Source organism: Mesorhizobium sp. M1295, from assembly GCF_040318135.1.
Lineage (GTDB): Bacteria > Pseudomonadota > Alphaproteobacteria > Rhizobiales > Rhizobiaceae > Mesorhizobium.
In genome coordinates, this window is sequence record NZ_JAMYLU010000018.1 from 1 (window position 1) to 22590 (window position 22590).

Here is a 22590-nt window from a genome sequence, read left to right on the forward strand (position 1 = left end):
GCGGGGGGGCCCCCCCACCACCTCACGCCACCCCACCCGCGCGGGTCGCCGGGGGGGCGGCGCCCGCCCCCCCCCCCCCCCGCCGCCGGCTTGTGGGCGCGCCCCCCAGGACCGGTCCGCAAGCGGCGGATGGCGATGCCGGCGACAGCCAGCTCGTGGGCGGCCCGCGATGCCGGCGGCAGCGGCGAGGGATCGAAGCCGTCCAGCCTGCGCTCGGCTTCGTCTAGATGACCAATCAGCAGCAGGCGCCGAACTTCGAGGTTGCGCGCATGCGCGGCGTTGACGCGGTCGCCATGCTTTTCAAGCGTCGCCCGCGCGGTGTCGAGTGCCTTGGCCGGCCAGGCGAGGTCGCGCGAGACGAGCGCGATCTCGGCCTCGGCGACGATACACCTCGCGCGGGCCACGGCCTCCCTCGGGCTGAATGCGTGCGCCGCCCTCTTGAGAAGAACCTTCGCCCTATTCAGGTCGCCAAGCTGCGCCATCGCGATACCGCGCAACGCAAGTGCCGGCGCATCGTCGCGCAGCGCAACCCGTTTCAAGGCGCCGAGCGGATCGCCCGCCGCGAGCGCATGCGCCGCGGCCGTGATCAGCGAGTCCATCGGAATCCCGTCACACTTGTCACTCCCATGGCTTCGACATCCGGCGCTAAGTCCATCTCACCAACCAGTCGTATCGAGAATGGCGACTGTAGCCAACCTGAGTTGCGGCGCGCCTAAGTTGCGGCGCGATTATGCACTGAGCTCGAACACAACGATAAGCACTAGGAGAGACGCAATGAAGATCGAAGGCACAACTATCCTGGTGACTGGAGCCAATCGGGGCATCGGTCGGGCACTGGTCGAGGAAGCCCTGAGCAGAGGCGTAAAGCGCGTCTATGCCGCAACCCGCCAAGCCATGGCTCACCCCGACCGGCGTGTAACGTCCCTGACTATGGATGTAACGAACGCCGCGCAGATCCGGGAGGCCGTCGAGAAAATCGATGCTCTCGATATCCTCATCAACAACGCCGGCGTATCGCCCTTCGACGACCTCAGCGACCGTCGCGTGCTCGAACAACAGCTCGCCGTAAACCTCTTCGGCGCGTATGACGTGACCCAGGCTCTGCTGCCGTTGCTGGCCCGGTCGCGGGGAGCCATCGTCAACATTCTGTCGCTGGCCTCGATTGCCGCCGTGCCGTTCAGTCCGGCTTACTCGATCTCGAAGGCGGCCTCGTTCTCACTGTCACAGTCGTTGCGCACCCTCTTGGCCGGACGGGGTGTCAGCGTCCACAGGGTCCTTCCCGGCCCCGTGGACACGGACATGACACGGGGCCTGGACATCCCGAAGGCCTCTCCGGAGTCTGTTGCGCGAGCGATCCTGGACGGCGTGGAGAACGGCGAGGAGGAAATCTTCCCCGATCCCATGTCGGAATCCGTGGCGGAGGGTTGGCGCAGCAGTGCGGTCAAGGCGCTTGAACGCCAGTTTGCAGCCTATGCGGAAGCAAGCCCGTCAAGTGAAGCAAGTCCGTCAAGCAGTGGGCACGAAAGAAGCAGCGAAACGACTACCCGAGAAGCCCATCCTTGCTGCTCGGTATGAAACTGCAGACGCCTGTGCAGGGGGCGGCAGCACCGCCGCCCTCGACGCCGGCGGTCGGCTGTCGCTGGCGACGGCGCCGACCTTCACGGTCATGGCGCGGCTGGCGGAGATGCCTCGTTATGTCCCGGGCAAGTTGACGGATCAGTTGCGGTCGTCCGGGAAGCTGGGAATAGGCAAGAACTCGACGCCGTCGTCGGCGAGGCTCTTGGCCTCCTCCAGCGTCGCCTCGCCATAGATGCCGCGCGGATCGCTCTCGCCGAAATGGATTTTGCGCGCTTCCTCGGCAAACTTGTCGCCGACATAATCGGCGTTCTCGCGCACCTTCTCGGCCATGGCCTTCAATTGCGCCAGCGCCTGCTTCTGGGCCTCGCCCATGGCGAGCGCAATCTTTTCCTGGTTGCGCCCGGTCGAGACCGCGGGCGCCATCAGCGCCTTGTCGACCTTGCGCGATCCGCAGGCCGGGCAATCGACGAAACCGCGCTTCTTCTGTGTGTCGAAATCGTCGTTGCTGCGGAACCATGCCTCGAATTCGTGCTCGTGCTCGCAGGTCAGGGAAAAGCGGATCAAGAGGCGGCACCCCTGAGCGGCAGCGCGTCCACCGGACCGGCGTTGACGGCAAAATCGCGTGCGTTCTTGAGGTTCGGTATCTTCTTGCGCGCTGCGACCGACTGCGCCGGGTCGATTTCGGCGACGATCACCGCCGGCTCGTCATGCGCTGCTTCGGCGATGATGCGGCCCCAGGGATCGACGATCAGCGAATGGCCATAGGTTTCGCGGCCGTCTTCGTGCACTCCGCCTTGCGCGGCGGCGACGACATAGGCGCCGTTCTCGATGGCGCGCGCCCTGAGCAGCACATGCCAATGCGCTTCGCCGGTCTGGCGGGTGAAGGCGGCGGGCACCGCAAGCAGATCGGCGCCAGCCAGCGCCTCGGCGCGGAACAGCTGCGGGAAGCGCAGATCGTAGCAGACGGCAAAGCCCAGCTTCGCGCCATCGATTTCGGTGACGACAGCCTCCGTGCCCGGCTCATAAGCGGCGGATTCGCGCCAGCTCTCGCCATTGTCGAGATCGACGTCGAACATGTGGATCTTGTCATAGGTGGCAATCGTGGCGCCGTCAGGCCCGAACAGAAGTGCGCGGTTGGCGAGCTTGCCGTCGGCGCGCAGAATGGCGGTCGAGCCGATATGCAGGAAGATGCCGAGTTCGTTGGCCAGCTTCCGCGACGTCGAGACGATGATGTCTTTGTCTTCGGAGGTGAACGAAGCGGCCCGGGCTTGGCTGTCGCGGATCAGCGCGCCGGTCATTTCCGGGGTCTGGATGTAGCTCGCGCCCAGGCCTGCCGCCTCGCGCACCAGCCGTTCCAGATCGACCGCATTGCGCTCCGGGCTGGTTCCCGAACGCATCTGGATCGCCGCCGCCTTGAAACCACTCATCGTCATGTCCCTACCTGGCCGAGCCGTTGGCGAGCAATCTGTCCAGCCGTCCTTCCGCCTCCAATTCGTGGAGATCGTCGGAGCCGCCGACATGCGTGTCGCCGATGAATATCTGCGGAAAGGTGGAACGGCCGTGAGCCCGGGAAATCATCTCCTGGCGCAGCTCCGGCGAGAAGGAGGCGTCGTGCTCGGTGTAGGCGACACCCTTCCTGTCGAGCAGCCGCTTGGCCGCAGTGCAATAGCCGCACATCATCCGCGTGTAGATCGTCACATCGACCATCGGTCAGCAACCCTGCCTCGTTCCGCTGTCATATAGGCTATATAGGCGCCGATTCGTCGGCCCGAAAGTCCCCCGGCAGCACGCGCGCGAAGGTCAGTACGTCGATTGCGCCGGCACCGCCCTTCTTTAACGCCCTGGCGACCGCACGGACCGTGGCGCCGGTGGTGTAGACATCGTCGATCAACAGCACCCGGCGGCCGGCGATTTCGATCTCCGCTTCATCAGGCACTGTGAATGCGGCGCGCACATTTTCCTCGCGTTCCCGCCGCTCCAGCCCGACCTGCTGGCGCGTGAGTTTGACGCGCTTGATGGCTGATGGCGCGAAGGGCCGATCGCCGAGCTGCGCCACCGCCCGCGCCAGTTCCGCCGACTGGTTGAACTGCCGCCTGAAGAAGCGCCGCCAGTGCAGCGGCACCGGCACGACCACGTCGGCCTCGGCGATGAGCTCGGCACCGGCGCGAAGCATCCAGCGCGCCATCCACGGCGCCAGATCGGTGCGGTCCTGATATTTCAGCCCTTGCACCATCTGGCGGGCAACGCCGGAATAGGCAACCGCCGCCCGCGCGCGCTCGAATGGCGGCGGGTCGGCTATCGCCTCCGCCGACAGGAACCCCTCACCCATATTGTGGGTGAACGGCGTGCCCATCACCGGGCACCATGGCCGTTCCAGCAGCCTGAGTTTCGGCCAGCAGGCGCCGCACAACACGCCGGGTTGCGAGACATGGCGGCGGCAGCCGGCGCAGACCGGCGGGAACAACAGCCGCGCCGGCCAGCCCAATGCCTTGCGGGCAATGCTCTTGATCGCAATACGCTTGATCTCCGGCATGGGATCCGCCACGTGGTTGGTCCTCCGCATCACTATATCAGAGAGCGAAGCACAAGGACCTGCCCATTGCAGCTTGTAATCGACACCTCGCTCTGGCTGGCGCACAAGCGTCGGGCACTGGCCCGCCCTATCGCCGGGGCGGATTTCCTCATGCGGCGGGCGGCCGAGGATCTTGCCGACCGGCTCGGCGCCGTCGAACGCAAGTTCGGCAAGGCGGCCTCATTGTTTTGCCAGACGCCGGCAGCAGCAGAGGTGCTCGCAGAAAGCGGCAAGGTAGCGGAAAACGTGCGCGTCGAGGCCGACGCCGCTTTCCTCGACGGCCGGCCAGGAGTGGTGGCGCCGTTGGAAACCGTGCCATTCGAGCCGGAAAGCCTCGATCTCGCTGTCTCGCTGCTGTCGCTGCAGGCGATGAACGACATTCCCGGCATGCTGGTGCAGATCCGCCGGGCGCTAAAGCCGGACGGGCTTTTCCTCGGCGCCTTCGCCGGCATAGGCACGCTCTCCGAACTGCGCGAAAGCCTGCTTGCCGCCGAGACCGAGCTCTACGGCGGCGCCAGCCCGCGTGTGATCCCGTTCACCGATGTCCGCGACGCCGGCGTGCTGCTGCAGCGCGCCGGCTTGGCGCTGCCGGTTGCCGACGTCGAGACGATTACGGTGCGCTACGATTCCCTCTTTGGCCTGGTCGCCGACCTGCGCGCAATGGGCGAGACCAGCGCGCTTGTCGACCGCAGCAGACGGCCGGGCACCCGAGCGCTGTTCGCGCGCGCCGCCGAAATCTATGCGGAGCGGTTTTCGGACGCCGATGGCCGCGTCAGGGCGAGTTTCTCGGTGGTCTGGATGTCAGGCTGGGCGCCCGATGCCTCTCAGCAAAAACCGCTGAAGCCGGGCTCCGCAAAAATATCGCTGAAGACGATCCTGGAAAACCCCGGCGGCCCCTGAGCATATCCCTGCGCAAAAGCTAGGCGTAGCCCTGCGCAACAGCCGAGCGAATCACTGCGCAAATGCGTTGGCAAGCCTGCTGCTGTTGTCGCTGAACAGCCACTCGATTGCACCGGCAGCCTGGCCGATGCCTGTGACAATGGCAAGCGACAGCACGGCCACGATCAAACCATATTCGATAGCCGTCGCACCCCTCTCGTCTTCTAAAAATCGTTGCAGCAAGATTTTCATGGGCGCCCATCCCTCTTGCCGGAACCTAGCGCCGACCCGTTAAGAAAGGTTAACGTGACAGGCTTAACGCGCGGTGAAACAGCTGCATTCCAATGCATGTCGCGCAAAAGTGTGCAGCGGTTTTGCGATAACGACATGCATCGAAACATAAGCGCGTCGCACGAGGCCGGTCGAACGCGACGCGCTTCAGATATCTGTTGAGGACGTCAGCAGTCACCGCTGCTTCTGCCATCGGCCCGAATGACGCAAACCGAACTGGGCAGCGGCTGCAGCACGCTCTTGCGCAGCGTATAGCTGTCGCGCTGGCCGATCGAGCCGGTGCTCATTGTATCAAGCCCATCGCGGGCAAACTGCGATCGGGTCCGGCTGTCGAGGTAGGGTGTCGCGATCAAGGCCAGAGCCACCGCGGCCGAGCCGAACAAAAGGGCGATGCGCAATATTCCCATGCCAGCATTGGCGGCGCCAGGAAGGCGATCGGGCCAAGGCAAGTCCCAGTCCTTGTCGAAGCTCATGCAAATCGCTCCCCAGCGGTGGAATCGGCGTAACCGCTTTGCGTCAATTTTTCACGGCCAGATAAATCTTTCATTAACGCTGCTGATATCGCTTCGCGGAGCTGCCCGGTTTACGGGAGATCGGCCGTTACAGCAGATCGATGAGGAACTGGATCAGCGGGGCATCGGCCGGCGGCATTGGAAAATCGCGCATCTGGCGCGGCCGCACCCATTTCAGCACCTGCCGTTCCTTCGGCTGGGCAATGCCGCGGAAGCGACGGCAGACGAACAGCGGCATCAGCAGGTGAAAATCATCGTAGGAATGGCTGGCAAAGGTGAGTGGTGCCAGGCAAGGGATATCGGTCTCGATGCCGATCTCCTCATACAGTTCGCGGATCAGGCATTGTTCCGGCGTTTCGCCGGGCTCGACCTTGCCGCCCGGAAACTCCCATAGGCCGGCGAGTTGCTTGCCTTCGGGCCGCTGCGCCAAAAGCACGCGCCCGTCGGCATCGACCAGCGCGCAGGCCGCAACCAGGAGCAGGCGCTTGCCGACCGTGTCTGAGCCGCTCATGCGCCTTGTGGCCGGCGATAGTGATAGCGATAGACTTCGTCGAATCCGAGCGAACGGTAAAGCGCCAGCGCCGGCGCGTTGTCCGCCTCGACTTGCAGCCAGGCTTCCCGCGCCCCGCGCAGTCGCGCCCATTTCAGCGCCGATCGGATGAGGTGGCGGCCATGGCCCTGGTTGCGCACCGATCTGTCGGTGGCGATCTCGAACAGCCCGGCAAGGTCGCCGTCATGCACGCAGATCAACGTTGCCAGCGGCTCGCTGCCGTTCTCCAGCGCAAACAGCCCGGCCTCCGGCTGGATGGCGCCAATGATCTCCGACAGGCCGGGCCGCAGCGACACATCCGAGCCGCTCACCTTGAGCGCCGCGCCGATGAAACGGCTGATGTCCTTCAACGGAATCTGGTCCATGGCGTCGTCGAGCATAGCGTCCGCCAGCGGCAGCCGCATGACCAGCGACTCCGCGAATGTGCTCCAGCCCTCGCTGTCGAGGTACTTTGAGAGATCCGGCCCCGACAGCGGCGAGATGCGAAAGGTCAGCGGCCTGCCATAGGCGTCGAACCGACGGCTGGCGCGGCCGATGCGCTCGGCAATGTGCTGAATGTCGCCCGGATCGAGCGGATTGACCGAATTCAGCCGCTTGGCCGGGTGGCCAGCCGTCAGCCGCACCACCCAGGTGCCATCATAATGGACGGCGGCCGCCGGCCAGGCGCGAAAGCCGGCCGCCTCGTAGCGGCGCACGATCGCCAACACGCTTGCCGGATGTCTGGAGGCCAATGTCATCAGCTCCGATAATCGCCATTGATGGCGACATATTCCTTGGTGAGATCGCAGGTCCACACCGTCGCCTTGCCGCGGCCGATGCCGATATCGGCGCGGATGCGGATCTCGTCGCGCTTCATATACGCCGAAGTCGCCGCTTCGGAATAGGCGGCGTCGCGCTCGCCCTGAAATGCCAGGCGGTTGTCGCCGAACCAGATCGACAGAAGGTCGCGGTCGGCCGGTTCGCCGGCCTTGCCGACGGCCATGACGACACGGCCCCAATTGGCGTCCTCGCCGGCGACTGCCGTCTTGACCAGCGGCGAATTGGCGATCGACAGCGCAATGCGCTTGGCCGAGCGGGCCGATTTGGCCCCGGTGACGGTGACCTCGACCTGCTTGCGGGCGCCCTCGCCGTCGCGCACCACCTGCAGCGCCAGCGATTTCAGCACCTTGCCGAGGGCACGGCGGAACGCGCCGAGGCGCGCATCCTTGGGGTCGGAAATTGCCGGCGCGCCACGCCTGGCGGCAGCACCTGTGGCGAACATCAGCAGCGTGTCGCTGGTCGAGGTGTCGCTGTCGACGGTGACCGCGTTGAAGGTCTTGGCCGTGCCGCGCGACAACAGATCCTGCAGCACCGGTGCTGCGATCGGCGCATCGGTGGCGATAAAGGAAAGCATCGTCGCCATGTCGGGCGCGATCATCCCCGCGCCCTTGGCGATGCCGTTGATGGTGACGTCGGCATTGCCGAGCTTGACCGTCGCGGTCGCCAGTTTGGGATAGGTGTCGGTGGTCATGATTGCCTTGGCGGCTTCGGTCCATAATTCCGGCTTGCCGTCCTTGATCAGCCCGGCCAGCAGGTGGCTGAACTTACCAGTATCGAGCGGTTCGCCGATGACGCCGGTCGAGGCCAGGAACACCTCGCCCGCTGTGCAGCCGGCCGCCTTAGCCGCCGTCTCGCCCGTGAGTGCCGTCGAGGCGCGGCCCTTCTGGCCGGTAAAGGCATTGGCATTGCCGGAATTGACGACCAGAACGCGCGCCTTGCCCGCCGTGAGGTTCTGCCGGCAGAAGTCGACCGGCGCCGACGGGCATTTCGACCTGGTAAACACGCCCGCGACGGTGGTGCCGGCGTCGAACACCATGGCCAGCAGGTCGGTGCGGTTCTTGTATTTTATGCCGGCCTCGGCGGTGGCGATGCGCACGCCCTCGATGGTCGGCATCTTGGCATATTTCTTCGGCGCGAGCGGCGAAACCTGTGCGGACATGGAAGACCCCGGGCGGGAAAATCGCGAAAGGAACGCCGGTTTGCCCGATAGCGCGCGTCGGCGCAAGCCGTTTTCACAGCCGTTACGGGTGCCGGACGCCTGACACTGCCTCATGTCGCAAGCAGGGCTGTTGCAAATTTGTTGGCATCGCTGCGGCCGATAGCGCTATGATCCTGCCCCATGGGCAGGCTTGTGGTCTTGGCACTGGCATTTCTGGGCGTTCTGCTGCTGCGCGCGGATGCGCAGACGGCGCGGCGCGTGGCGCTTGTGGTCGGCAACGGCAGCTACGCCGAAGCCGGCACGCTGGCCAATCCCGTCAACGATGCGCTCGACATTGCCGACAAGCTGCGCGCCATCGGTTTCGACGTGATCGAAGGCAACGATCTCGGCAAGCGCGAGCTCGAACGCAAGATCGGCGAATTCTCCGATGCGCTGCAAGGCGCCGGTGCCGGGCTGTTCTACTATGCCGGCCACGGCCTGCAGGTCGACGGGCGCAACTTCATCGTGCCGGTCGACGCCAGGCTGGACATGCCGGTCAAGCTCCAGCTCGAGGCCGTGCCGATCGACGAGGTCCTCGACATCATGGAGCAGCAGACCAAGGTCAGCCTGGTCTTCCTCGATGCCTGCCGCAACAACCCGTTTGCGCGAAGTCTCAGCCGCAGCGCCACGACGCGCTCGGCGACGGCTCTCGCCGGCCTCGCCCAGTTCGAGTCGACACGCGGTTCGTTCATTGCCTTCTCGACGGCGCCCGGCGCTGTGGCAATGGACGGGACAGGGCGCAACTCGCCCTTTGCCGCCGCGCTTTTGCGGCACATGGCGGAACCCGGACAGAGCATCAACGACATGATGATCGCGGTGCGCCGCGATGTCGTTTCCGCAACGCGCGAGGCGCAGCGTCCCTGGGAGCAGGGATCGCTGCTCGAGCGTTTCGAATTCGTGCCGGGCGGAGACAGTGCCCAGCAACCGAAACCGGCCGTCACCCCGGCGCCCGCGTCTGAGGTCGCAGCGCTCGAACGCTCCGTCGGCGACAAGGGCGCCATCGAGCAGTTTCTGCGCCACGACTATCTGGCGCCTGATGCCAAGGCGATGCGCGAGACCGTCAAGCGGCTTTACGGTGCGTCGGCCACCATCTACGGCACGCGCTACGACAGCGAGGCCATCGTCAAGGTCAAGACCGACTGGTTCGCGCAATGGGCGTCGTGGTCGTTCGGTCTTGAGCCCGGCAGCCTTGAGGTGACGCCGCACGGCAAGGACCGCGCCGATGCGGTTTTCGCCATGACCTACGATTATGTGCCGAAGGACCACTCGGCGCAGCGGCTGACCGGCAAGGCACGGGTCATGCTGGAACTCGTGCTGGCCGACGGCGAGTGGCGCGTTGCGTCGGAAACGTCGCAGGCGCTGGAATGAACATCACCGGACCGCTGGGTTAATGAACCCGCGAAACGCCCGCTGCACGCCCGGAATCAGTCCCCAGATCATGATCGAGACCATCAGCGGCGCGATGACCAGTGTACGCTGCCAGATTTGCCACTCCTTGGTCAGCGGAAAAACCATGTACAAAATGGCAGTGATCAGCGGGTAGACGCCGAGCAGCACCAGCAGGGCGAAGCGCAACCGCGAAAAACGCGTGGCGACAGTCGAGGTCATTGCTGTTCTCCTTATCGTTACGGAACGTTCCGTTACATATGAAACGGATCGTTTCGTTTCGTCAAGGGGCTGTGTATGATGGCTGCTGAGATCATCGGCAAGGAAGACGAGATGGGCGAAACCACCGATCCCGGGCGCAAATCAGCCGGCGCACGGCGCAGCCCCGAAAGCGCCGATGCCATTCTCGATGCCGCCGAAGCGGTACTGGTCGAAGCCGGCTATTCCGGCTTCTCCACCGAGGCGGTGGCGCGGCGGGCGCGCGCCGGAAAACCGACGATCTATCGCTGGTGGCCAAGCAAGGCCGCTCTGCTGCTCGACGTCTACCAGCGGCAAAAGCGTGTCGACAATCCCGACACCGGGAACCTTGAGCAGGACCTCGTCGGCTTCCTGAAGAGCTTGTTTGCGCACTGGCGCGACACATCGTCGGGCAGCGTGTTCAGATCGCTGATTGCCGAGGCGCAGTCGGACGAAAAAGCGGCCGCCGCCCTTGCCGAATACGCGAGAGGCCGTCGTGTCCACACCGGCCAGATGGTCGAACGCGCCAAGGCAAGGGGAGAGGTGGCAGCCGACGTCGATGCCACTGTCGTCGCCGACCTGATCGCCTCGTACGCCTGGACGCATCTTCTGACGAACCGCCTCGACGAGGACGAAGCGACGCTGCACAGGGCGGTCGGCTATGTCTTGAAAGGCATCGTCGCTGGCGATGCCGGCGATGCCACGGCGGTCCGGCGGCGGCGTCGACGCATCATCGTTCGCCCTACCAAATAGAAGCGACAGGGCGGCAGCGCGCCCTGTCGTAGCTCAATCTGGCCTATTTCGCGCTTTCCAGTGCGTCGACCGTCTTCTTCAGGTTGGCATCGGGGATGTCGACCTTGGCGTTGGCGCGCAGCGACTTGACCAGCGCGAAATACTTGTCGCGGATGACCGCCTGGCGGGCCTGGTCCTTGACCTCGTCGAAGGCCGGCGGCTGCTTGGTGCGCTTGTCCTCGACCTTGATGACGTGCCAGCCGAACTGCGACTGTACCGGCTGCTCGGTGTATTTGCCGACCGCCAGCGCAAACGCCGCCTTGTCGAATTCCGGCACCATCTGGCCAGGCCCGAACCAGCCGAGATCGCCGCCGCTGGTCTTGCCGCTCGGATCGCTGGTGTGCTCGTTGGCAAGCTTCTGGAAATCGGCACCGCCGTCGAGCTGCTTGATGATGGCGTCCGCCTCTTCCTTCGTCTTCACGAGGATGTGACGGGCGTGCACCTCGTTGGTGGGCGGCGTGTTGGCGATTTCCTGGTCGTAGCGGGCGCGGACCTCGGCATCGGTAACTTTGTTGACGACGCCCTTCTCGACCATTTCGCCATGCAGCGCGCGCTGCTGCAGGAATGCCATGCGGCGCTGGAAGTCGGGATCCTTGTCGAGGCCGGTGGTCACCGCCTGGGCCGCCATCACGCGGATTTCGATCGCCGCCGACAGCGCCGCGGCGCGGCGCTGCTCGGGCGGAAGCTGCGCGAACTGCTGCGACAGCTCGCCCTCGGCAAGCCCAAGGTCTGCCTCGGTCAGCGTCTGGCCGTTGATGGTGGCGACCACGGCGTTCGGATCGACCGGCTTGGCCGCCGGGGCGGGTGCCGCCGGCTGGGCAGGGGCGGCTTCCTGCGCCATCAACGGCGACAGCGAGAGGGCCGACAGCCCGAATGCCAGACCAAGGCTGGCGAGCGACGCGCGGCGGAACAATACAGACATTACGATTATCTCCAAAGCGGGGTAGCTAGAGCGGAATGGCTTCCAGACCAGCAGGATTGTGGCGGAATTTGGCGCGGTCGACAGGGCGAGCGCGGCGTTGACATCGAATGAGCCCCCTCTTATCTGTCCAACGACTTTGCGTCCAGAACCGTTTTCCGGGCGCTTTTTGCGTTTGTCCGCGTTCACGCGGATTTGATGGGGGCCGGCCGGCGCCCGTCGCAATGACTTGGAATGCTATCGAAAGGGCCATTGGATGGTCAGTCTCGGCGGTCTCGCCCGTAAGGTTTTCGGCTCCTCCAACGATCGTCGGGTCAAATCGACCCGGCCGCGCGTCGAGGCGATCAATGCCATGGAAAACGAGATGCGGGCGCTTTCCGACGCCGAGCTTCAGGCCCGCACCGACAAATTCCGCCAGGACATCGCCAACGGCGCCAGCCTCGACGACCTTCTGGTGCCGGCCTTCGCTACCGTGCGCGAGGCCGCCCGCCGCGTGCTCGGCATGCGGCCGTTCGACGTGCAGCTGATCGGCGGCATGGTGCTGCACAATGGCGGCATCGCCGAGATGCGCACCGGCGAAGGCAAGACGCTGGTGGCGACGCTGCCGGTCTACCTTAACGCGCTCGCCGGCAATGGCGTCCATGTCGTCACCGTCAACGATTACCTGGCCACGCGCGACTCCGAATGGATGGGCCGCGTCTACAAATTCCTCGGCCTCAAGGTCGGCGTCATCGTCCACGGCCTGTCCGACGAGGAGCGCCGCGTCGCCTACGCCGCCGACGTCACCTACGCCACAAACAACGAGCTCGGCTTCGACTATCTGCGCGACAACATGAAATACGAGCGCGCCCAGATGGTGCAGCGCGGTCACAGCTACGCCATCGTCGACGAAGTCGATTCCATCCTGGTCGACGAAGCCCGCACGCCGCTGATCATTTCCGGTCCGCTCGAGGACCGTTCGGAAATGTACAACACCATCGACACCTTCATCATCCAGCTGCAGCCGCAGGACTACGAGATCGACGAGAAGCAGAAGACCTCGATCTTCACCGAAGAAGGCACCGAGAAGCTGGAGAACATGCTGCGCGATGCCGGCCTGCTCAAGGGCGAGTCGCTCTACGACGTCGAGAATGTCGCCATCGTCCATCACGTCAACAACGCGCTGAAGGCGCACCGGCTGTTCCAGAGGGACAAGGACTATATTGTCCGCAACGGCGAGATCGTCATCATCGACGAGTTCACCGGCCGCATGATGCCCGGCCGCCGCTATTCGGAAGGCCTGCACCAGGCGCTCGAGGCCAAGGAGCATGTGGCGATCCAGCCGGAGAACCAGACGCTCGCCTCGGTCACCTTTCAGAACTATTTCCGCCTCTACAAGAAGCTGGCCGGCATGACCGGCACGGCGCTGACCGAGGCCGAGGAATTCGCCAACATCTACAATCTCGACGTCACCGAGATCCCGACCAACCTGCCGGTCATCCGCATTGACGAGGACGACGAGGTCTACCGGACGGTAGAGGAGAAATACAAGGCGATCGTCAAGGAGATCAAGGAAGCCCGCGCCAAGGGCCAGCCGACGCTGGTCGGCACGACTTCCATCGAGAAGTCGGAGCAACTGGCTGAACGCCTGCGCAAGGAAGGTTTCAAGGATTTCGAGGTGCTGAACGCCCGCCACCACGAGCGCGAGGCGGCGATCGTCGCCCAGGCGGGCAAACCGGGCGCCATCACCATCGCCACCAACATGGCCGGCCGCGGCACCGACATCCAGCTCGGCGGCAATGCCGACATGCGCATTGCCGAGGAGCTTGGCGACATGCCGGCCGGCCCCGAGCGCGAGGCCAGGGAAAAGGACATCCGCGACGACATCGCCCGGCTGAAGGAAAAGGCACTCGCCGCCGGCGGTCTTTATGTGCTCGCCACCGAACGCCATGAATCGCGCCGCATCGACAACCAGTTGCGCGGCCGCTCGGGCCGCCAAGGCGATCCCGGCCGCTCGAAATTCTTCCTGTCGCTGCAGGACGACCTGATGCGCATCTTCGGCTCCGAGCGCATGGACGGCATGCTGCAGAAACTCGGCCTCAAGGAAGACGAGGCAATCATCCATCCGTGGATCAACAAGGCGCTGGAAAAGGCGCAGAAGAAGGTCGAGGCGCGCAACTTCGACATCCGCAAGAACCTGTTGAAATATGACGACGTCTCCAACGACCAGCGCAAGGTGGTGTTCGAGCAGCGCATCGAGCTGATGGACGGCGAAGGCTTGTCCGAGACCATCACCGAGATGCGCGAAGGCGTCATCGAGGAGATCGTCGCCAAGAACATTCCCGAAAACGCCTATGCCGAGCAGTGGAACGTCGCCGGGCTCAAGGCCGAGATCGCCGAATTCCTCAATCTCGATCTGCCGGTCGAGGACTGGGTCAAAGAAGAAGGCATTGCCGAGGACGACATCCGCGAGCGCGTCAGCCAGGCTGCCGAAGCCGCCGCCAAGGAGCGCGCCGAGCGCTTCGGCCCCGACGTGATGACCTATGTCGAGCGCTCCGTGGTGCTGCAGACGCTCGACCATCTGTGGCGCGAGCACATCGTCAATCTCGACCATCTGCGCTCGGTCGTCGGCTTCCGCGGCTATGCCCAGCGCGATCCGCTGCAGGAGTACAAGGGCGAGGCGTTCGAGCTGTTCCAGGCGATGCTGGGCAATCTGCGCCAGGCCGTCACCGCGCAATTGATGCGCGTCGAGCTGGTCCGCCAGGCGGCGGACGCGCCGCCGCCCGAGGCCCCTGACATGTTCGGCAGCCATATCGACGGCAGCACCGGCGAAGACGATTTCGACGGCGGCGAGACGGCCGTGCTGGTCCGCCAGGAAAGCAACGCCATCGTCGCCCCCGAAGACCGCGACCCGAAGAACCCGGCAACCTGGGGCAAGGTCGGCCGCAACGAGGCCTGCCCGTGCGGGTCGGGCAAGAAGTACAAGCACTGTCATGGGGCGTTTGCGTAAGGCTGCGCTTTCCTTCTCCCCGTGATGGGGAGAAGGTGCCCTAAGGCGGGGCGGCACGGACGTCTGCGACTAGCCAATCTCCCCACCTGAGGGGGAGATGGCCGGCAGGCCAGAGGGGGGCGGTGTCCCGCCGACACCAAAATACGCATTTCGAATTTTCTGTATCTCGACCGGCGGTGGTGTTTGAGTTTGAAATCTAATAGCCGGGTGACGCACGCGCTGATGTCCGCGCTTCATGAAGATCGGAACCTGCTAAAGTGGGTAAAGACACTACTTTGATTCAATAACCCCGTTCGAGGTCGATCTTGTTGGACAGAGGCTCTCCTCTGGCGACTTGACCGCAGAGATCGGCGGCCTGGTCGATTCCAGAATCCACCCAGAAGCTCGCGACATGAGGTGTGACGGTCACCTTGGGATGAGTCCACAACGGCGATGAAGCCTCCAGCGGTTCACGCTCAAACACGTCAAGACAAGCACCAGAAAGCTGACCTTCGTCGAGAGCGCGGATCAGGTCGGCTTCGTTGACATGCGCGCCCCTGCCGACATTCACAAGGTAGGCACCTCGCTTCATTTTTGCAAAGGCACTCAAGTTCAGTATCCCACGAGTCTCACCAGTCAGGGGAAGTGAACAGATAACGTAGTCCCGACTTGTGAGTGCGCCCGCAAGCTGGGCACGGCCAAAGTAACTGTGTATGCCAGGAAGCGTCTTTTGATGACGAGACCAGACTGCTGTGTCGTAGCCAAAGTCCGCAAACAGCTTTGCGGCCCAGCCACCGATCCGGCCCGCACCAAGCACAACTATTCTTGTCTCGGAGATCTTCCGCGGCGCGATCGGATTCCACAACTTGCGGGCTTGTAGACTCATGTAATCCGCAACATGCCGTTGCTGGCAGAGAACGCGAAGGACGATGTACTGCACCACTTCCGAAGCCTGCTCACGCGTTGCGAGCCTGATGAGCGGAACACTCTTGGGAAAGCTCTGAAGATCAATACCCTCGACACCGGCTCCCAAATAGACGACGGCGCTTAGCCCCGTCATGGCATCAAAAAAGCCAGGACTGGCGCCCTTGTCGATCAGCACAATATCTATGTCACTTTTGTTCCCGGCGTCTGGCCAAAGCCTGAACTCCAGCTGCGGCACACGGGTTTTCAGCTCAGCAGCCCACACTTGTGCATCAATGTAGTCAGGATACTCATTGACCATCAGAACGGTAATGGGCTCGCCTAACACTTCGCCCCTCCCAGATTCAGGTAATCAGGCATCCACCGGATTACCGTTCTGTTGAGACTGAGGTTTGCGCAAACTGGCACCAGTTGCAAGATCAGACCCCGGCAAAAATGGCGTTGGTGATCCGCCAAAGCCGTGATGTCTGCCCGCTGCTGGCCGAGGATGTCGATTTCGCTTTCTTCAAGGCATAGTTCTCCCCTTGTTTTGCTGAAACGCATGACAACCGGGCCGGTCACGCCGGTGATGGATGGGGCGATGGCCGGAGTTCCGCGATCAGCCGCAGGATGTCGGTGAAGAGTTGCCTCGGGATAGCGACCTCCGCATCTGGAAGGCGACATAACGCCCATGGCTGATAACCTCGGCAACGATCTTGATGAGCTTCTTTGTGAGCTGGTAAGTGGTGCCAGAACATCCTTCCTGGCCTTTAGGTCCGGTTGGCATTCTTAGTTCTCCGCATGGCTAAAGACGACAGCGCCGTTGTCCTTACGAACTTCAACGGACACGATTCCATCGTCACCCTTTCGGGTTTGGAACATGGAGGTTGCATGATCTTTCGCGGTCTTCTCGTCGTCGAAGATCACCTTGTCGACGATGCCCTGCCTTCCATACCAAATGACAGTGTAGACCATTGTTGCTGCCATGCGTTCCGCTAAGCATATAGGCGTTTTCGCATATGGGGCAAACGAGATAGGCGTTTCCGCGTATTTCAAACTGAGACACTAAAGAGCAGGGTGAAGGGTTGCGCGAATGATGAATATGAAGCAGCGCGCCGCCCCTCATCCGCCTGCCGGCACCTTCTCCCCGTGAACGGGGCGAAGGAACACCCACCCAACCGTTTCTTAATGTGTTTTCGCTACACGCATAGCCAGAAAAGAAGCGGAAAACGGAGTGTGATCGGGGTGCGCTTTTCCGCGGCGACGACAGCCGGGCGGTTCCTGCCGCAGCGCTTTGCGCTGCGCATAAGGCCGCTGCTTGGCCTGATCGATGCCGTGCTGTTCAGCGCCGGCGAGCGCGGCGAAGCCGGCCGCATGTCGCTGATCGCCTTTTCGGTCCGCATCGTCAGCGCCGTCATCGCCTTCGTCAGCCAGGTCTTGATGGCGCGCTGGATGGGCTCGTTCGAATACGGCATTTTCGTCCTCGTCTGGGTAACGATGGTCATCGTCGGCAACCTCGCCTGCCTTGGCTTCCACACCTCGGTCATCCGCTTCATTCCCGAATATCGCGAGCGCGGCATGCTGGCCGAATTGCGCGGCATCGTGCAGGCCAGCCGGCTGTTCGTGCTGGTTGCCTCGACGGTGATCGCCGGTCTCGGCGCGCTCGGCGTCTGGCTGCTGTCGTCCTATATCGAAAACTATTACGTCATGCCGTTCATCCTCGGCATCATCTGCCTGCCGATGATCGCCATGTCCGACCTTCTGCAAGGGCTGGCGCGGGCCAATTCCTGGGCGCTGTTTGCGCTGTCGCCGACATTTCTGGTGCGGCCGCTGCTGATTCTGGCGTTCATGGCGCTGATGCTGCTGGCGGGCTACGCGCCCGATGCCAAAACGGCGATCTTTGCCGCAATCGCCGCCACCTACGCCACCACGCTCGGCCAGCTCATCGGCGTCACCTCGCGGATGGACAGACGGATCCCGGCCGGGCCGATGAAGCTGCATTTCGGCCAATGGTTCATCGTCTCGCTGCCGATCTTCCTGGTCGAGAGCTTCTTCTTCCTGCTCACCAATGCCGACGTGCTGATGGTCGGCGCCTATCTCGAACCCAACGACGTCGCCGTCTATTTCGCCACCGTCAAGACGCTGGCGCTGGTGCATTTCGTCTATTTCGCTGTCAAGGCCGGCGTTGCCCAGCGCTATGCGCAGTTCACCCATGGCGAGCCGCACAAGCTCGCCGCCTTCGCCCGCGAAACCGTGTCGTGGACGTTCTGGCCGTCGCTGGCGATGGCGCTGCTGGTGCTGGCCCTGGGCGAGCCGATGCTGACCTTGTTCGGCCCGGAATTTGCCGCCGGCTATCCGCTGCTGTTCCTTTTGGTGTTCGGCGTCGTCGCCCGGGCCGCCGTCGGCCCTTGCGAAAGCCTGCTCACCATGAGCGGCAACCAGAACATCTGCGCCGCCGTCTACGCCATGACGCTGGCCTTCAACATCGCGCTCAGCGTCGTGCTGATCCCGCTCTTCGGTCTGTGGGGCGCAGCGATGGCCACCGTCTTCGCCATGATCTTCGAGGCCGGCGCGCTGTCCTTCACGGTCTGGCGCAAGCTCGGCATCGCCATGGTCATTTTCGTGCCCGCCAAAGGAGCCGCCTGATGGCTGCCGTCCCCTTGCTCGAGGAAACCAGCGGCGGCCCGGCCGGCGCCATGGTGTCCGGCCTTGCCGGGCTTGCGCGCGAAGCCGATCCCGCCCATGTCGAGATCCTCGCCAACAACCGGCCCGAGCGCAAGCTTGCCATCTATCCGGCCTCCGCCGGCTTCGACCTGGTCGAGGAGCTCGACTATCTCTGCACCCGCACGATCGAGCCGAACGTCTTCTTCAATCCGCGCTTCCTGGCTCCGGCCATGCCGAGGCTCGAGGACCGCGAGGTGCGGCTGGCGGTCATCCGCGACGGCGACCAGTATCGCAACCGGCTGCGCCTGCTGGTGCCGTTCTCGGTCGAGCGGCCGATGGTGCCGCTCGGGATTCCCGTCATGCGCACCTGGTCGAGCCCGTTCGGCCCGATCGGCACGCCGCTGGTCGATCGCGACGATCCGATCGGCGTCATCGAGGATTTCTTCTCGATGCTGTCCAGGCCGCATCTCAAGCTGCCGAAGGTCTTCGTGCTGCCCGACATAAGGCTGGATGGTCCGGTGGCGAGCCTGCTCGCCAGCGTCGCCGAGACGCGCGGCCTGACGCTGGTCACCACCGGCAAGGCCGACCGCCCGGTGCTCGAAAGCGAGCTCGACGGCGAGGCGTATCTGAAGGCTTCGCTGCGCGCCCACCATTATCGCGAGTTTCGCCGCCTGAAGCGCCGCCTCGCCGACCTCGGCCGGCTGGAGCATGTCGTGGCGCGCGGGCCCGACGAGATCCGCCACGCCATCGAAAATTTCCTGACATTGGAGGCCGCCGGCTGGAAAGGCCGCGAGCGCACCGCCATGGCCATCGACCGCTACCGCGCCGCCTTCGCCCGCGAGGCGGTGCACCGGCTGGCCGAGCAGGATCTTTGCCGCATCCATTCGCTGACGCTCGACGGCCGCACCATCGCCTGCCTGGTCGTCTTCGTCGAGGCCGGCGTCGCCTATACCTGGAAGACCGCCTATGACGAGACGCTCGCCGCCTATTCGCCGGGCACGCTGCTGATGATCGAGGTGACCAGGCAGCATCTCGACGACCCCAACATCATGATGACCGATTCCTGCGCGGTGCCCGACCACCCCGTGATGAGCCGGCTGTGGAGCGAACGCAAGCCGATGGGCACGCTGGTGATCGGGCTGACGCCGGACGCCGACCGCCCCGCCCGCCAGGCGGCCTCGCAGCTTCACCTCTACCGCGAGACCCGCAACATGGCGCGCCTGCTGCGCAACCGGATGAGAAGCCTGCTGCGGCGACGGTAGCGCATCGGACCTAGGGAATGCGACCGGATCGGCCGTTGGTCCGTTCCGCACCATGGGCTATTGCATATGGAGTCCCCCTCATCCGGCCGCTTCGCGGCCACCTTCTCCCCGCTGGGGAGAAGAGGCGGATGCCGGCGCTGGCGACCTCCTCTCCCCTCGGGGAGAGGTCGGATTGCTCCGAATTGCCCTTCGCAATTCGGTTGGCAATCCGGGTGAGGGGGTACTTGCCCCTATGCGATTGCCCTAATCTCCGCACCATCGACCTGCTCGGGCCTAGGTCGTCAGGGTTAATTCTCCCGATCAGCGGAAAGGATTAGCATCGACGCAGTCCCAACAGGGATGAGGCGATCAATTACGGCCGCGCGTCCAGCATCACTGCCGCCTCGGTCCTGCACGGCCAGAAGAAAAATCTGGGAGGAATGCATGACGAAAACAACTCACCTCAGGCGTCTCGGTATCCTCACATTGGCAGGTCTCGTCGGCGCGTGTCTGAACGCCGCCGCTCCTCGGGCCGCCGAACCCGACAAGGCCGAGATCGATGCCCTGCGTAAATCGCTGTCCAGGTATGAAGACTACAAGGTTGCCATTCGCGAGCTTTATCTGTCGACGGTTGGATGCGTCTTCTACAGCGGCGAAAAGGTAGAGGGAGCGATGGACTACCCGAAGGGCGCGATGGGCATCCATTTCGTCAACGTCACGACTGTCGGCCCGACCGCGGATCCGACGCGCCCCAATGTGCTGATCTATGAGCCGGTCGGCGGCGAATTGCGCCTGGTCGGTGTGGAATGGCTCGTGCCCTTGACGCCGGACACCAAGGAGCCGCCGAAGCTCTTCGGCCAGACATTCATGGGGCCTATGGAGGGGCATTATCCGCTCATCCCGAAGGAGTTCCACCACTACGACCTTCACGCCTGGCTGTTCAAGGAGAACCCGCTCGGAATGTTCAGCCCGACGAACCCGGACGTGAAATGCGACAATTATGCGTTTCCGATGCCGGAGCAGCCGACCAAGATGGTGCCGGGGCCGATGTGATAGCGGCTCGGGCTGCGATCCGCAGCTTGCCAGGAAGGGCTGCCGGATCTCAGACGTTATCCCAGAGGACGCTCCTGGGATAACGCCCAAGTAACCTCTCGAGGTTTCCCGGAAGAAAATGGTGCCCTCAGCCCGGATCGAACCGGCGACGCATCGGCAGCCTAGGGCAATTTCGCCATAGCGCATTCGCTGCGGGGCCGTTGGGCTCGCAGCGCGGTCGCCTATGACTTGGCGGGCATGGCTTGGACGAAAGCCGCCATCTGGCGTTCGAGCGCCTTGAACGCGCTGCCGCGCCAACTCTCGGCCATTGATGCCGATTTTGGATCGGGGAAAATTTCCTCCTCCCCTCGCGCCATGCCGTCCAGGATACCTTTCGCGACGCTCTCCGCGGAGCTCTTCGGTATGTCGGCGTCTCTGCTCATGTCGGTGTCTATGGGACCAGACAGGACCGCATGAACGCTCACGCCACGAGCGCCGGCGAGAGCACGTAGCGATTGCGTCATGGAGAACGCGGCGGCCTTCGACAGCGAGTAGGACGGAATAATCGGGAAGGGAACGAGGGCCGCTTCCGACAGGATGTTGACCACGGCGCCGCGCGAACGCGTGAGCAGCGGCAGCAATGCGTGGGTTACGCCGTGCACGCCGAGCAGGTTGACGGCGAGGTGTCGCTCGAGCGCAGCACGATCGCCGAGGTCGTCGTAGAGCCCGATGCCAGCATTGTTGATGAGGATATCGAGGGACCCGATCCGCTCGACAGCCGCCCCAATCTGCGCCGTATCGGTCACGTCCAGGATCAGCGGCGTGATACGCTGATCCGCGTGGGCGAGCGGTTTGCGCGCGCCAGCATAGACGCGCTTGGCACCCCGCCTCAATATTTCCTCGACCAGCGCCTTGCCGAGGCCGCGGTTGGCCCCGGTTACCAGAACGGCCTTGTCTGTGACTTCCATCGATTTTGGCACGGCGATCTCTCCTCCTACTTGCATGAATGCAAGCCATTCGTTCTTGCATCATGCAAGTAGGTTATAATTTTCTGTTCCATGCTTGGATGCCGTCCCCCATTGCATTGCTCCAGGGCAGCCGGCACCGGCACCGTCGCCGGGCGAACCCTTGCAATCAGGACCCGACTTCCAATGTCGTGTAGGAGATCGGCGAAGGCCGCTCCAGGAAGGCGCCGGTTATGGCCGAAACGAAATTCTTCGCGTCCGCCGAGCCCAGAAAAGCGTCGCGCTCCTGCTTCGATGCCCAGCGCTCGACGCAGATGGTAACGTTCGGCTCTGCCTCCGAGCGAAAGACGCTGTAGTCGATGCATCCGCTTTGCTTGCGGGCCGCGCCGGCTACGTCCCGCAGGGCATCCCGCACCTTGCTCTCGATGCCGGGCTTCGCCGCTGCCGTCGTCATGACGATCATCTCGGCGCCATCGCTCGCTGTCTTGCGCTCGAGGCCGATGTTCTCGTTTTGCGGCACGACCGTTGGATTGGCGTTCTCTTCGCCCTTGTTGGGCTGCCCCTTGCCCGTCGAAATCAGGTCGCGAAGACTCGCGACATAGAAGCGCCAGGAGTCATGGCAGACGTCGTAGCATTCTTCACTCGGCTTCAGCCCGACATGGGTGAAGCGCAGCTCGGTACCCTTGTCGGTCGGCGCGATCTCGAAGACCACGTCCGTGCCGGTCCACTCGGTCGCATCCTTGACGAAGTTGAAGTAGTTCTGGACGACGTGCCAGACGACCTTCTTGCCGGGCACAAGCTCCGTAACCTTGAAGGTACCGCGGTGGATATCCTTGAAGTGATAGTAGAATATCGCACCGAGCTTGTTGGTATCGCCGTCGATGTCTTCGGACCACCAGGCGCGCGGATTGACAACCGCCGCAAAAACCTCTTCCGGGCTTTGCTCAACGACAAATGACGTCGTGTAATCTTCATCCTTTTTCATGACATATCTCCTGTCTGGATCCGACGGTTGATGGGCACCCAAGTCTCGGGCGATGAAGTGAGCGACGCTCTCTCGAGCTCCATCGCTTGCATCATGCAA

23 protein-coding genes and 1 pseudogene are annotated in these 22590 nt (G+C 63.6%); 8 read left to right on the top strand and 16 right to left on the bottom strand.

Annotated elements, in window-relative coordinates:
* Positions 1-599 (bottom strand): annotated as a pseudogene (locus NKH29_RS23015) (hypothetical protein); the annotation flags it as partial.
* Positions 600-774: 175 nt separating this feature from the next.
* Between NKH29_RS23015 and NKH29_RS23020 the strand changes: the two are divergent.
* The gene (locus NKH29_RS23020; RefSeq protein WP_353000640.1) at positions 775-1575 is read left to right on the top strand and encodes an SDR family NAD(P)-dependent oxidoreductase; all 801 of its coding nucleotides are present in this window, start codon (positions 775-777) and stop codon (positions 1573-1575) included.
* 141 nt (positions 1576-1716) lie between these two features.
* On the opposite strand, the gene NKH29_RS23025 is transcribed toward NKH29_RS23020, so the two are convergent.
* From NKH29_RS23025 to NKH29_RS23040, 4 genes are read right to left on the bottom strand one after another with little or no spacing between them, the layout of a single operon-like run.
* Positions 1717-2142: a DUF1178 family protein gene (locus tag NKH29_RS23025; protein WP_352483544.1), complete on the bottom strand. Its 426-nt coding sequence runs from the start codon at positions 2140-2142 to the stop codon at positions 1717-1719.
* A complete protein-coding gene (locus tag NKH29_RS23030) occupies positions 2139-3005 on the bottom strand; it encodes a carbon-nitrogen hydrolase family protein (RefSeq protein ID WP_023721035.1) in 867 nt (288 codons plus the stop codon). Before NKH29_RS23030 ends, NKH29_RS23025 begins: the two co-directional genes overlap by 4 nt.
* A 10-nt stretch (positions 3006-3015) precedes the next feature.
* Complete coding sequence (gene grxC / locus NKH29_RS23035; protein ID WP_023721036.1) at positions 3016-3285, bottom strand: glutaredoxin 3; 270 nt, start codon at positions 3283-3285, stop codon at positions 3016-3018.
* Positions 3286-3322: 37 nt separating this feature from the next.
* Positions 3323-4123 (bottom strand): ComF family protein, encoded by an 801-nt coding sequence (locus NKH29_RS23040; protein WP_352591086.1) that lies wholly within the window; start codon positions 4121-4123, stop codon positions 3323-3325.
* 54 nt (positions 4124-4177) lie between these two features.
* Here NKH29_RS23040 and NKH29_RS23045 point away from each other — a divergent pair, with 54 nt between their 5' ends.
* The gene (locus NKH29_RS23045) at positions 4178-5050 is read left to right on the top strand and encodes a methyltransferase domain-containing protein (protein WP_023721038.1); all 873 of its coding nucleotides are present in this window, start codon (positions 4178-4180) and stop codon (positions 5048-5050) included.
* 51 nt (positions 5051-5101) lie between these two features.
* Here NKH29_RS23045 and NKH29_RS23050 read toward each other — a convergent pair whose 3' ends face one another.
* The 5 genes from NKH29_RS23050 to argJ form a co-directional block, all read right to left on the bottom strand.
* A complete protein-coding gene (locus NKH29_RS23050; protein ID WP_023721039.1) occupies positions 5102-5281 on the bottom strand; it encodes a Flp family type IVb pilin in 180 nt (59 codons plus the stop codon).
* A gap of 206 nt (positions 5282-5487) precedes the next feature.
* The gene (locus NKH29_RS23055; RefSeq protein ID WP_023721040.1) at positions 5488-5793 is read right to left on the bottom strand and encodes a hypothetical protein; all 306 of its coding nucleotides are present in this window, start codon (positions 5791-5793) and stop codon (positions 5488-5490) included.
* A gap of 127 nt (positions 5794-5920) precedes the next feature.
* A complete protein-coding gene (locus NKH29_RS23060) occupies positions 5921-6343 on the bottom strand; it encodes a (deoxy)nucleoside triphosphate pyrophosphohydrolase (RefSeq protein ID WP_352483541.1) in 423 nt (140 codons plus the stop codon).
* Positions 6340-7119, bottom strand: a complete 780-nt coding sequence (locus NKH29_RS23065) for a GNAT family N-acetyltransferase (protein ID WP_352641400.1) — start codon at positions 7117-7119, stop codon at positions 6340-6342. Before NKH29_RS23065 ends, NKH29_RS23060 begins: the two co-directional genes overlap by 4 nt.
* Positions 7119-8360: a bifunctional glutamate N-acetyltransferase/amino-acid acetyltransferase ArgJ gene (gene argJ, locus NKH29_RS23070; RefSeq protein WP_352789490.1), complete on the bottom strand. Its 1242-nt coding sequence runs from the start codon at positions 8358-8360 to the stop codon at positions 7119-7121. Before argJ ends, NKH29_RS23065 begins: the two co-directional genes overlap by 1 nt.
* A 180-nt stretch (positions 8361-8540) precedes the next feature.
* Here argJ and NKH29_RS23075 point away from each other — a divergent pair, with 180 nt between their 5' ends.
* Positions 8541-9767: a caspase family protein gene (locus NKH29_RS23075; RefSeq protein ID WP_353000641.1), complete on the top strand. Its 1227-nt coding sequence runs from the start codon at positions 8541-8543 to the stop codon at positions 9765-9767.
* Positions 9768-9770: 3 nt separating this feature from the next.
* On the opposite strand, the gene NKH29_RS23080 is transcribed toward NKH29_RS23075, so the two are convergent.
* On the bottom strand, positions 9771-10007 hold the full coding sequence (locus NKH29_RS23080) for a putative antibiotic biosynthesis monooxygenase (protein WP_352483537.1): 237 nt from the start codon (positions 10005-10007) through the stop codon (positions 9771-9773).
* A gap of 111 nt (positions 10008-10118) precedes the next feature.
* Here NKH29_RS23080 and NKH29_RS23085 point away from each other — a divergent pair, with 111 nt between their 5' ends.
* Positions 10119-10775, top strand: a complete 657-nt coding sequence (locus NKH29_RS23085) for a TetR/AcrR family transcriptional regulator (protein WP_353000678.1) — start codon at positions 10119-10121, stop codon at positions 10773-10775.
* Between the two features lie 43 nt (positions 10776-10818).
* Here NKH29_RS23085 and NKH29_RS23090 read toward each other — a convergent pair whose 3' ends face one another.
* Complete coding sequence (locus NKH29_RS23090; protein ID WP_023721047.1) at positions 10819-11736, bottom strand: peptidylprolyl isomerase; 918 nt, start codon at positions 11734-11736, stop codon at positions 10819-10821.
* Between the two features lie 253 nt (positions 11737-11989).
* On the opposite strand from NKH29_RS23090, the gene secA reads away from it, so the two are divergent.
* Entirely contained in the window at positions 11990-14722 is a 2733-nt protein-coding gene (gene secA / locus NKH29_RS23095; RefSeq protein ID WP_023721048.1) for a preprotein translocase subunit SecA, read from the top strand.
* 280 nt (positions 14723-15002) lie between these two features.
* On the opposite strand, the gene NKH29_RS23100 is transcribed toward secA, so the two are convergent.
* Together NKH29_RS23100 and NKH29_RS23105 are read right to left on the bottom strand one after the other, a co-directional pair.
* Complete coding sequence (locus tag NKH29_RS23100; protein ID WP_353000643.1) at positions 15003-15953, bottom strand: 2-hydroxyacid dehydrogenase; 951 nt, start codon at positions 15951-15953, stop codon at positions 15003-15005.
* A 440-nt stretch (positions 15954-16393) separates the two neighbouring features.
* Positions 16394-16579 (bottom strand): hypothetical protein, encoded by a 186-nt coding sequence (locus tag NKH29_RS23105; protein ID WP_031194557.1) that lies wholly within the window; start codon positions 16577-16579, stop codon positions 16394-16396.
* 270 nt (positions 16580-16849) lie between these two features.
* On the opposite strand from NKH29_RS23105, the gene NKH29_RS23110 reads away from it, so the two are divergent.
* The 3 genes from NKH29_RS23110 (at position 16850) to NKH29_RS23120 (ending at position 20562) form a co-directional block, all read left to right on the top strand.
* A complete protein-coding gene (locus tag NKH29_RS23110; RefSeq protein WP_352483566.1) occupies positions 16850-18250 on the top strand; it encodes a lipopolysaccharide biosynthesis protein in 1401 nt (466 codons plus the stop codon).
* Positions 18250-19530 carry a GNAT family N-acetyltransferase gene (locus tag NKH29_RS23115; RefSeq protein ID WP_023721052.1) on the top strand — a complete coding sequence of 427 codons (1281 nt, stop codon included), beginning with the start codon at positions 18250-18252 and terminating at the stop codon, positions 19528-19530. Before NKH29_RS23110 ends, NKH29_RS23115 begins: the two co-directional genes overlap by 1 nt.
* 423 nt (positions 19531-19953) lie before the next feature.
* Positions 19954-20562, top strand: coding sequence for a hypothetical protein (locus NKH29_RS23120; RefSeq protein ID WP_023721053.1), 609 nt, complete (start codon positions 19954-19956; stop codon positions 20560-20562).
* A 221-nt stretch (positions 20563-20783) separates the two neighbouring features.
* Here NKH29_RS23120 and NKH29_RS23125 read toward each other — a convergent pair whose 3' ends face one another.
* Both NKH29_RS23125 and NKH29_RS23130 read right to left on the bottom strand, forming a co-directional pair.
* On the bottom strand, positions 20784-21521 hold the full coding sequence (locus NKH29_RS23125; RefSeq protein ID WP_352495603.1) for an SDR family NAD(P)-dependent oxidoreductase: 738 nt from the start codon (positions 21519-21521) through the stop codon (positions 20784-20786).
* 154 nt (positions 21522-21675) lie between these two features.
* Positions 21676-22491, bottom strand: a complete 816-nt coding sequence (locus NKH29_RS23130) for an antibiotic biosynthesis monooxygenase (protein ID WP_352909938.1) — start codon at positions 22489-22491, stop codon at positions 21676-21678.
* Positions 22492-22590: the final 99 nt, after the last annotated feature.